Source organism: Streptomyces sp. NRRL F-5630 (genome assembly GCF_000719475.1).
Lineage (GTDB): Bacteria > Actinomycetota > Actinomycetes > Streptomycetales > Streptomycetaceae > Streptomyces.
The window spans coordinates 85,370-95,878 of the sequence record NZ_JOGO01000017.1 but is presented as its reverse complement, the minus strand read 5'-3'; the positions used below and the strand labels follow the sequence as shown (position 1 = coordinate 95,878).

Genomic DNA, 10,509 nt, shown 5'->3' with positions numbered 1-10,509 from the left:
CCCACACCCCGCGCGGCCCCACACCCCGCGCGGCCCCACACCCCGCCCCGCCCTTTACTCCGCCCCTCACCCCGCTCCCCGGAGCACGTCCCCGTCCACCTCGCCGCTGATCAATCCTCGGTGGATGTCCGACAGCCCCTCCGGCAGGTCGTCGGGCCGGCACCAGCGGGCCTCCAGGATCTCCAGGGGGTCGAGGCGGAGGGTGCCGCCGGAAAGGCGGGCCTCGTAGGCGACTTCGAGGCGGAGGCGGTAGCCGCTGCGGAGGCGGACGAGGGGGCCGGGGACGACATCGAGGCCCGTCTCCTCCTTGACCTCGCGGACGACGGTCTGCCCGAACTCCTCGCCCTTGGCGGCGAAGCCGGTCGGCAGGCCCCAGGGCCGCTGCGGGGACCACAGCCGGTGGCGCAGCAGGAGGACACGTCCCTCGTCGTCGCGTACGACCCCGGTGACACCGACGTTGTACTTGGCGTGCGCGCACCACAACAGCCGCCACTGAAAGGGCCGAAGCAGCCGCCACACACGGGCAATCAGCGCGTGGGGACGGATCATGCCCCCCATTGTCGCCCGCCTCGCGCGGCCCAGCCGTCGCGTCGTGCGGAGTGATCCAAAGGGGCGGTGTGAGGAAATGATCATCGGGCAGGAGAGAGGCTGGCAGAGCCTACCCAACCGGGACCGGCGCTGACCGGTCCCGTTCCGAGGAGGAACATTTATGAAGTCGTGGCGCACGCGTACGACCCTCGGCCTTGCCACCCTCGCCGCGGCGGTCGCTGTCCCGCTGACCGCCGGCACCGCCTCCGCCGCCCAGTGGCACGACATCGCCGGCGGGCCGGAGATGTACCCGAACCTGGCCGCGTGTCAGGCGGAGATCCCGAAGGCCAAGGAGTACTACCAGGACGCCACCTGCACGGACGTCAACGGCCGCGTGTCCCTCTGGGCCCTGTACTGACGGACCCCGGCCGGGCCCTGTGCTGACGGACCCGGCTGAGTGACCCGCGGGGCGGCGGGGCGGTGAGCATCCTTCCGGACTCGCCGCCCGCCGCCCCGCCGCCGTGCGTCACTCCGCCCTGCGCCGTGCCTCACCCCTCCACGCCCCGCCACCCCTCCACCACCAGCGGCGGTTCCTCCGGCGTCGCCCTGGGTGCGCGGAAGAAGGCCGGGAGAGCCACCCGGGGATGGAAGAGATGGGCCGGTGACGCGGTGAGGGAGAGGACGGAACGGTAGTGGCGGCCCGCACCGGGGTCCCCGGGGACGATCGCGGCGACGCGGCGCAGGTAGCGCCCGGTGAGGCGGTCGAGGGCGTTCGGGCCGCGCCCGGTGGACTCGACACCGGGAACCGCGCGGTCGGCCCCGGCCGAGATCGCCCAGGCGGTCCCCGCCACCCCCGCGAGCACCCGCTGCACGTCCCGCGTACGCCTGCCGCCCCGCCCGAAAGCCCGCCGCCCCGTGCGCGCCGCACCCTCGACCGCCCCGCTCCGGGACCCCCTGCCCGTGCCGAGCGCCCTGCTCCTGGGCATCCCACTCCCGGGCATCCCGCCCCCGAGGGCCGCATCCCCGAGGGCTCCGCCCCCGCCTCCCAGCACCTTCCGCAACGCCACCGCCTGCTGGGCCGCCACCGTCATCCCCTGCCCGTAGACGGGGTTGAAGGCGCACAACGCGTCGCCGATGGCCAGCAGTCCCGCGGGGCGGCGTCCCGGGCGCTCGTAGTAGTGGCGGATGTTGGCCGTGCTGCGGTTGCTGTGGACGTTCCCCACCGGCTCCATCGTGCTGAGCCAGGCGCGCAGGTACGGGTGCGGGTACTGGCTCGCGAAGTCCAGGAAAGCCGCCGGGTCCGTGGGCGGTTCGCTGCCGCGCGGCCCTGAGAGGCTCGCGATCCAGAGGCCGTCCTCCACGCGCAGCACCACGCCCGTGAGCGGCTGTTCGGGGTCGGGGAGGAAGTACAGGCAGTGGTAACCGGGGTCCTCGGCGCCAGGCCGTGGCCGGAAGAGCTGGGTCGCGTACACCTGGCCCGTGTCGATCGTCTCCTCCTCGGGGTCCTCGGCGCCGATCTCCCGCAGCCACGCCGGTACCCGCGAGGTCCGCCCCGAGGCGTCCACGACGAGGTCCGCCTCAATCTCGTACGGTTCGCCGGTGGCGCCCCGCCTGCGGACGCGTACCCCGCGCACGCGCTCCGCGTCCCCCACGAGTCCCGTCGCCTCGGTGCCCGCGAGCAGGTCCACGCCTCCTTCGGCGAGCACCCGTTCCCGTACGACCGAGTCGAGCAACCCCCGGGTGCAGGAGAGGAATCGCGTGCTCGCGGCGTAACGCTCGTACCAGCGCCCGGACTGGTGCTGCACGAGGTCGTACGGCATCCCGACGGGCAGGGCACCGCGCGCGGCCAACTCGCCGAGGATGCCCGGCAGCAGCGACTCCAGCGCCAATTGGCCGCCTTCGAGGAAGACATGGGTGTGCCGCGCCTGCGGAATACCGGCCCGGGGGCCGCGCCCGGCCGCGCCACCGCCTCCAGCCGTGCCACCTCCTCCCACGGTCGCGCCACCGCCGCCACCACTCCCTGCCGCGCCACGGCCCCCTACCGCGCCCCCGCCCCCGGCGCCGAGCCGGTCCCGTTCCACGACCGTCACCCGCGCGTGCGCGCTCAGTACCAGCGCCGCGAGCATCCCCGCGAGACTGCCGCCGATGACGACGGCATGGCGGTCACCCGTACCGGTCATGCGGTTCCCTCCGTGGTGCGTCGGTCCCGTCCTCCCGCCTCATGGCGCCCCCGACCGCCTTTCGCGCCACCGGAGTTGGGTTCCAGCAGTCGTCGCAGCGAGGCGTCGGGGTGCGGTACGCCGGCGGGGACGCCGTACTCGGGATCGACGGCCGGTACCTGCGGCAGCCGGTTCACGAGGCTCTCCAGAGCGGCGGGCAGAGAGGGCGTACGGCGGGCGTGGCACTGCGCGAGCAGCCGGTGGCGCACGTCGGCAGACAGCGGCGGTGGCCCGCCCTCCGGCCCCTCGCCCGTACGCGGCTTGGGCGTCCGCCGTCCCCGCGCGCGCCACCGCTCCGCGTCCCTGAACTCCCCCCGCGCGCTGTGCAGCAGGTACAGCAGGAACGCCGCCGTGCGGTTCCCGCCCTCCGCCGCGTGCCGCCACCACCACCCGGCCGCCTCCTCGGCGCGCGTCAGGTGCAGCAACGCCCCGAAGACCAGGGCCCCGTGGGGATCGCCCCCACCCTCGTCGGCGGGCTCGGCGACGAGCCGCGCGAGACTCGCCGCGGCGGGCGGCGCGTCCACGACGAGCGCCACGGCCAGATCCAGGTCCCGCGCGGCCTGCTCATGCGGCGCGGGGGCGTGCGGCGCCGGTACGTGCCTCACTCGCCCACCTCTGAAAGTCCCTCCGTCTCCGGAATCCCCGACCGTCCCTCTGCCTGCGAAACACCCGAAAGCTCCTCCACGCCCGGATGCCCCTCCGTCTCCGCAGCCCTCTCCGCCCCCGGCGATCCCTTCACCCCTGACAACCCCTCCACGCGCCCGCGCGCGTACCGAGCCTGCGCCCCCACCGCCGCCTGCTCGATGCCCAGGTAGTCCGCGATCTCCGCGTCCCCCACCCCCAACTCGTACCGCAGCACCACCAAGTCGTACAGCCGTTCCGGGAGTTCGGCGAGCGCGGCCTCGGCCATCTCGCCCTCGGGTCCCACGCCCTGCTCCGTCGCGCACGCGTGGACCTCCGCCTTCAGCACCCGCCACGCGTACCGCGCCACCGAGTCCGAGCCCAGCACCCGTCTCCAGTTCCCCCGCAGCCACCCGCACGTCCGCGCCACGACCTCGTCGCTGTGCGCCGCCCCCACCTGCGAGGCCGCGTACCGCGTCCACAGCTTCATGTGCGAGTCCGCGAAGGCGTCGAAGGTCAGGTCCGGGCGCCTGGGGGCGATCAACGCCGGGTCGAGCACGGCACGTCCGCTCCCGCCCCCACCGGCGCCCGCGCCGGTCCGCGAGCCCCGGCTCCGTCCCGTGCCCCCACCCGTATCCGCCCCGTTCCTCGCACCCCGTCCCCCCTCGTCCCCCACCCCTCGCTCGCACCGCACAGGCGCCGCTCCTTAGCCCTGATCAGCCCGCGTCGCCGGGAGCCGGCGCGCGCGTCCTCCCGCAACCCCCGGCAACCCCGCAACCCTGGCCCTCCTTTGTCTCGCGCCCACCTGCTTCTCCATAACCCCTTTGTCTGCGAACGGATGACAGCTCGGATTTTTGTTCGTACAACTGATCCAGCACGTGTACAACCCCGGGGACCGAGGGCAGAAGTCCCCACGACGAAGGGACTGGTGGGCAATGGAAGACGAGTACGCGGTGGATCTCGAACTCGACCGCGCGCACTCCGCCCGCATGTACGACTGGTTCCTCGGCGGTACGACCAACTTCCCCGCCGACCGTGAGGCCGCCGAGGCCGCCCTCACAGCCTTCCCCGTCATCCTCACGACCGCACGCGTCAACCGCGCCTTCATGCACCGCTCCGTTCGTCTTCTGGCCGGCGCGGGACTCGACCAGTTCCTCGACATCGGTACGGGCATCCCCACGAGTCCCAACCTCCACGAGGTCGCCCAGTCCGTCCGCCCCACCGCGCGCGTCGTCTACGCCGACCACGACCCGATCGTCCTCGCCCACGCCCGCGCCCTTCTGCACAGCAGCCCCCAGGGCCGTACGGCCTACGTGCAGGCGGATGCCCGCGACCCGGCCGCGCTCCTCGCCGCCCCCGACCTCCTCGCGACGCTCGACCTCTCCCGCCCGGTCGCCCTCTCCCTCAACGCCCTCCTCCACTTCGTCCCCGACGACGAGGAAGCGTACGGGCTCGTCGCCACCCTCAAGTCTGCCTTGTCGCCCGGCAGTACGCTCGCGATCAGTCATGTCACACCGGAGTTCGACCCGGCGGGCATAGCACGCCTCACCCAGGCATACGCCGCCTCGGGCACCCCCGGCAAGGCCCGCAGCCGCGACGCGATCATCCGCTTCTTCGAGGGCTGGGACATCCTGGACCCGGGCCTCGTCCCGAGCCACGCATGGCGCCCCGACGGCCCCGACCCGACGACCCCGGCGGAATCCGCGTGCTACGCGGCGGTGGCCCGCAAACCCGCCCCCTGACACGCCGGCGAGCGAAAGGCGGCGCGCGGACGCGCGGAGAGGGCGGCTGCGGCACAGCTCTGATGGGTGGGGTGACGGAGAGGAAAGCCGTTGACGCCGGGCTGCCGAGGTACGCGGCGCGGCCGCGGCACGCCGAGGCGTTGCCGTGCCCTGGTGCCGGGGGATCGGCTCAACCTCGGGCCCCGGCCGTACGGGCGAGGCGGGCAACGCCGGGCCGTCCGGGGAGCACCCGGACAGCGGCGGGGTAACTCCTTCGGGCGCACGGCGATTTGGCCGCGCGGGACTCGGCGGGGATGATCTGGGTGCCGCGATGAGAAGCGGCGCCGGACCTGCGCGAGAGCGCGGCGGACGGCGCCCTCCCGGAGCGGTCTGAGCCTGAGCTCCGTACGGGAAAAGACGCGCCCCCGCGCGTCCACTTCGGGGCCGTACGGAGCGAAGGACTGCCGGCCGTCCCCGTGCAGGGCCCCCTCTCGGCTGCGGCACCCTTCGGCTCAGCTCAGTGCCACGGCCCGAGCGGCGGGACGCCCACTCCTGGGGCCCGGCTCCTCCGGAAGCTCCCCGTCGACCCGTGCCCCGGTCGTTCCGGCCTCCGTGTTGTGGAGGTATCACCTCTTCGTCCGTTTCGCCGGCGGGAGTCCCGGCCTCGTTCGGTGACTCTTTCGAGGAATTTTCTTGCCACTTTCGTGGGGCCGGCTTGGGGTGCGCATGGTCTTCCGGGGCGGTCCGTATGTGACGTTCTGGGTGTGGCGAAGCATCGCCAAAAACGTAGCTGTCGGCTACACGCATCTTCTTTCGTCCATGGAGTGAATATCCCCTTTTGTTGCCACTGCAGGACTCTCCAGCCTCATTCCGTAACCCCTTGACGCCTCTCCGTGGTGCAGCGTTGACTCAGTCCACTTGTGTGTTTTTCGTGTGTCAGGGGTGGGGTTGTGGGTGGCGGGTGCAGGGGAGGTGGGCGGAGTGTGCCCAGAGGCAGGCGAAGTCCTCGCCGTAGCGGGCGCTGGTTCGGTGCGCTGCTGGGTGCGGCGCTGACATCGGGGCTGTTGCCGCTCGCCGCAGCCCCCGCTTCCGCTGCCGGTGATCCTGTCGCTGGGGGGACCTCTCAGCAGGCCACAGGGGGGCCGGGCGCGGGTACACAGGCGGGTCAGGGCACTTCCGAGACGGATCGGGCGCTTGCGGAGGCGAAGGCGTCGGGGAAGCCGGTCGAGGTCGTCTCCTTGCGCGCTGAGTCGCGGGACGTGTTCGCGACGCCGGAGGGACATCTGGAGGCGCGGGAGTACCTGCGTCCGGTGCGTACCCGCCAGGGCGGAAAGTGGGTCGATGTCGACACGGATCTCGCGGTGTCTTCGGCGGGGGTGCGGCCGAAGGCGGCGGTGACGGATGTGACGTTCTCGGCGGGTGGTGATCAGCCGCTGGTGCAGATGGAGCGGGCGGGGCGGGAGTTGGCGCTGTCGTGGCCGTCGGCGTTGCCGAGGCCGGTGGTGTCGGGGGACATGGCGACGTATGCGGAGGTGTTGCCGGGGGTGGACCTGCGGATGGGTGCGCAGGTGGACGGTTTCACGCAGTTGCTGGTGGTGAAGAGTGCGGAGGCTGCGGCGAATCCGGAGCTGAAGTCGTTGCGGCTGGAGCTCGCGGCGGAGGGGATGGCGGTCAAGGAGACCGCGCAGGGTGGCCTGGAAACCGTTGACGACGGCGCGGGCAGCGCTGTGTTCGAGGCGCCGACGCCGCAGATGTGGGACTCCTCGCCGGGGCCGGGCACCGAAACGGAGGGTGCGGGGAAGGCGTCTCGCTCGGGTGCTTCGGCGAAGGCGGCCGCGGCGGCTCCCACGGAACCGGGCGCCACTGAGTCGGGCAAGCTCGCCACCGTCGGTGTGGAGGTGCCATCCGGCGGCAAGGAACTGGTGCTGACGCCCGACAAGGACGTGCTGTCGGGAGAGGGCACGCAGTACCCGGTGTTCATCGATCCGCAGTGGTACACGCCGAAGGCGTCGTCGTGGACGATGGCGTCGAAGTACTGGGCGTCGTCCCCGCAGTGGAAGTTCAACGGTGACCACGATGCGGGGATGGGCTTCTGCGGCTGGGACTACTGCGCCCCGCACGACACGAAGCGGCTCTTTTACCAGATTCCGGTGTCGAAGTTCGCGGGGAAGTCGATCCTTTCGGCGGAGTTCGTGGTGAAGAACACGTGGTCGGCGACGTCGTCGAACCACAGTGTGGAGTTGTGGCAGACGAAGAAGATTTCGTCGTCGACGACGTGGAACTCGCAGAATGCTTCGGGCTTTTGGGTCAAGAAGCTGGACACGCGCTCGTTCGCGTACGGGTTCAACGGCAAGGATCAGAAGGACGCCGAGTTCGATGTGAAGTCGGCGGTGCAGTCGGCGGCGAACAGTAAGACGTCGACGATGACGTTCGGGCTTCGGGCGGGCGACGAGTCGGACAAGAACGCGTGGAAGCGGTTCTCGGACAAGGCGTATCTGAGGGTGCGGTACAACCGCCCTCCGGCGCAGGTGCGGACGTCGCAGATGCTGATGGAGTACGGCGGCGCGTGCAAACCCTCCTCGTCGCCCGTGCGGGTGCGCACGCTCGGCAAGCTGTACGTGACCAATGTGAAGGACCCGGACGGAGACAAGGTCGCCGTTGAGTTCCAGGCGAACTGGGTGGAGAAGGGGACGAAGAAGTACTGGAAGCCCGCCCGGAGCGCTCTCAAGCCGTCCGGGGAGCAGTTCACCCAGGCAATGCCGTCGACGTTGCCGGCGAACACGACGATCAACTGGTACGTGCGGGTCTGGGACGGGGCGCAGTACTCGCCATGGTCCTATGCCGGTGACCCGCAAGCCTGCTACTTCGTCTACGACACGTCCGTCCCGAAAGAGCCGACGATCACTTCGCCCGAGTACCCGGCGATGGACCCGGCCGACCCGGTCGATCCCTGGTACGACGGCGTGGGGAAGTACGGGACGTTCGAGGTGAAGTCGAGCAGTACGGACGTGACGACGTACTGGTACGGAATCAACACGGATCCGTCCTCGACAAGGAAGCTGTCCACGAGCGGTGGGGCGGCCAAGACCTTCAAGACTCTGCCGTCCTACGCAGGCTTGAACTACGTGACGGCTCAAGCATTTGACGCGGCAGGCAACGGCAGCGCTCCGCACACCTACGTTTTCCGGGTGCGGGCCGGTCAGCCGGATCGCGCCACATGGCAGTTCGACGAGGGAGCCGGAGCCACAGAGGCGAAGGGTTCGACGCCGGCTCGCACGATGGATGTGCACGGCGGCGTCGTCCTGGGTGAGGAGGGTGCGCTCGGTGCGGCGGCGCACTTCAATGGCACGGACGGGTACGCGTACAGCGATCTGCCTGTGGTGAACACCAGCGGCGGATTCGCGGTTTCGGCGTGGGTCAAGCTCGACAGAATGCCCGAGCAAGCCGCGATCGTGGCGAGCCAGACGGGTAACGAAAAGCCGGGTTTCGAGCTGTACTACTCGTCCAGTTACGACCGGTGGGTGTTCAACCAGTACTCGGAGGACAAGGCGGGGACGGTGCCGGTCGTGCGGGCCATGTCCGCTCAGCCGGGGGACGCGAAAGCGGCGGTGTGGACGCACCTGGTGGGTTCGTACAGTTCGACAGACGACAAGCTCGCGTTGTACGTGGACGGGAAGCTTGCGGGGGAGACGGCGTACAGCACTCCGTGGGAGGCCCGTCGCGGTTTCCAGATCGGAGCCGGCTCATACGACGGGGGCGGGCGGAGTGCCTTCTTCCCTGGTCTGATCGACGAAGTACAGGTCTTCGACAAGCCGCTTGCGGTTGACGAGATCGCGCTCCTGAAGGACAAGAAGGACGTGGGTGACCCGGGCCGCCCGGCGATCGCGCAGTTCCCGCTGGACGAGGCCGCGGGCGCCCAGCAGATCCAGGGCCACGGTCAAGTGTTCCCGGCGAAGTACTCGGGCGGGGTGACCACCGGGGTCGAGGGTGTGACGGGCAAGGCGGCGCACTTCGACGGCAGGACCGGGTACGGGCGTATCGCGCAGGAGCGTGGCCCTCACCTGAACACGCAGCGCAGCTTCACGGTCTCGGCATGGGCGAAGCTCGACGATAAGCCCGATCACACGGCGACGATCGCGTTGCAGGCCGGGAACTTCGCCCCGGGGCTGGAGCTGTACTACTCCAGCTACTACGACCGCTGGGCCTTCAACCAGTACTCGGAGGACAGCAAGGACGCATCGATCGTTCGTGCGATGCAGCCTGACGGCACCCACGCACAGGCAGGTGAGTGGGTGCACCTGGTGGGTGTGCACGACACCGTGGCGAACACCCTGACGCTGTACGTGAACGGGACGAAAGCAGGCACGACAGACTTGCCCAATGCCTGGTACGCGGACCAGTCGATGTACCTGGGCGCGGGTGTCTACGACGGTGAGACGAAGCCCGTCAACAACTTTCCCGGCACGATCGACGACGTGCGCCTGTACGACCGTGTCGTCTCGCCGGAGGAGGTGGCGCAGATGGTGCGCCAGCACCCTGTGCTCAAGGGGCGCTGGAATTTCGAGTCACTCTCGTCGACAACGCCGGCGACCTCTCCCGATCTGTCCGCGCAGGCACGCCCGATGACGCTGCATGGGGGCGCGAGCAAGGGAGAGGGGTATGTCGACGATCTGGGTGTGAACCTCAACGGCACGGATGCCTATCTCTCGACCGCGACGATGCCTGTCGATACGGGGTCGAGTTTCACCGTGACGGCGTGGGCGAAGGCCGCCGCTGTGCCGGACAAGGACAAAACGATCTTCTCCGCGGAGGGGGGCGCGAGCAGCCCTCTCAAGGTGGTTTGGGCTCCGGGCTCGGCCACGACGAGTGAGCAGGGACATTTCGAACTCAGCATTTCCGATGCGGACTCCAAAGACGCATCGGTCAAGAGGCTGTCGAACAACCTGTTCTACGAGGTAACCGACTGGAATCACCTGGCTGTCGTCTACGACGGTCTGCTGAAGGAAGCACGTCTCTACGTCAACGGTGTCGTCCAGGAGGATGTCTGCGGCGATGACGACGCTGACGGCAACCCCGATGATTCCGGCTGTCAGGACCTGATCGCCTGGGGCGAGAACGTCCTCTCGCACAAGGCGACCAAGACCTTCGATGTCGGTGCCACCGTGACCGGCGGGAAGGTCGACACCGACAGTCTCTTCCCCGGTTCGGTCGACGATGTGTGGGCCTTCCAGGGAGCGCTCGACGACAGCCAGGTCAGCTTCCTCAACATCCCCTGGGACCTCCCCACCGAGGTTCCGCCGCGTAGCTGACCGCACAGCTCACCCTTCTCTCGTTCTTGACCGTGCCCGGTCACCGGGCGCCCGTACGGAAAGACGTCTTGATGAAATCCCGAACGTCCCGACGCATACGTGTCGTCAGAC

Annotated in this window: 7 protein-coding genes; 3 read left to right on the top strand and 4 right to left on the bottom strand. The window is 70.0% G+C overall.

The annotated features are described in order from the left end of the window. Nucleotides 1-66: 66 nt before the first annotated feature. Nucleotides 67-483 (bottom strand): NUDIX domain-containing protein, encoded by a 417-nt coding sequence (locus tag IF99_RS0111235; RefSeq protein ID WP_030996257.1) that lies wholly within the window; start codon nucleotides 481-483, stop codon nucleotides 67-69. 226 nt (nucleotides 484-709) lie between these two features. On the opposite strand from IF99_RS0111235, the gene IF99_RS0111230 reads away from it, so the two are divergent. Next, nucleotides 710-946: a hypothetical protein gene (locus IF99_RS0111230; protein WP_030996256.1), complete on the top strand. Its 237-nt coding sequence runs from the start codon at nucleotides 710-712 to the stop codon at nucleotides 944-946. 130 nt (nucleotides 947-1,076) lie between these two features. Here the strand turns inward: IF99_RS0111230 and IF99_RS0111225 are convergent, their stop codons facing one another. The 3 genes from IF99_RS0111225 to IF99_RS0111215 are packed head-to-tail and all read right to left on the bottom strand — an operon-like array spanning nucleotide 1,077 to nucleotide 3,927. After that, nucleotides 1,077-2,708 (bottom strand): FAD-dependent oxidoreductase, encoded by a 1,632-nt coding sequence (locus tag IF99_RS0111225; protein ID WP_030996255.1) that lies wholly within the window; start codon nucleotides 2,706-2,708, stop codon nucleotides 1,077-1,079. Further along, a complete protein-coding gene (locus IF99_RS0111220) occupies nucleotides 2,705-3,352 on the bottom strand; it encodes a hypothetical protein (RefSeq protein ID WP_234340662.1) in 648 nt (215 codons plus the stop codon). The genes IF99_RS0111225 and IF99_RS0111220 overlap by 4 nt, the downstream gene beginning before the upstream one ends. After that, on the bottom strand, nucleotides 3,349-3,927 hold the full coding sequence (locus IF99_RS0111215; RefSeq protein WP_234340661.1) for an RNA polymerase sigma factor: 579 nt from the start codon (nucleotides 3,925-3,927) through the stop codon (nucleotides 3,349-3,351). Before IF99_RS0111215 ends, IF99_RS0111220 begins: the two co-directional genes overlap by 4 nt. 376 nt (nucleotides 3,928-4,303) lie before the next feature. Here IF99_RS0111215 and IF99_RS0111210 point away from each other — a divergent pair, with 376 nt between their 5' ends. Both IF99_RS0111210 and IF99_RS0111205 read left to right on the top strand, forming a co-directional pair. Further along, nucleotides 4,304-5,110 carry an SAM-dependent methyltransferase gene (locus tag IF99_RS0111210; protein WP_030996253.1) on the top strand — a complete coding sequence of 269 codons (807 nt, stop codon included), beginning with the start codon at nucleotides 4,304-4,306 and terminating at the stop codon, nucleotides 5,108-5,110. 962 nt (nucleotides 5,111-6,072) lie between these two features. Beyond that, nucleotides 6,073-10,398 carry a LamG-like jellyroll fold domain-containing protein gene (locus IF99_RS0111205; protein ID WP_030996252.1) on the top strand — a complete coding sequence of 1,442 codons (4,326 nt, stop codon included), beginning with the start codon at nucleotides 6,073-6,075 and terminating at the stop codon, nucleotides 10,396-10,398. Nucleotides 10,399-10,509: the final 111 nt, after the last annotated feature.

Excerpts from the sequence above, each read along its gene's own strand:
- IF99_RS0111230 (WP_030996256.1), top strand. The coding sequence starts at position 710 with ATGAAGTCGTGGCGCACGCGTACGACCCTCGGCCTTGCCACCCTCGCC.
- IF99_RS0111225 (WP_030996255.1), bottom strand. The coding sequence starts at position 2,708 with ATGACCGGTACGGGTGACCGCCATGCCGTCGTCATCGGCGGCAGTCTC.
- IF99_RS0111210 (WP_030996253.1), top strand. The coding sequence starts at position 4,304 with ATGGAAGACGAGTACGCGGTGGATCTCGAACTCGACCGCGCGCACTCC.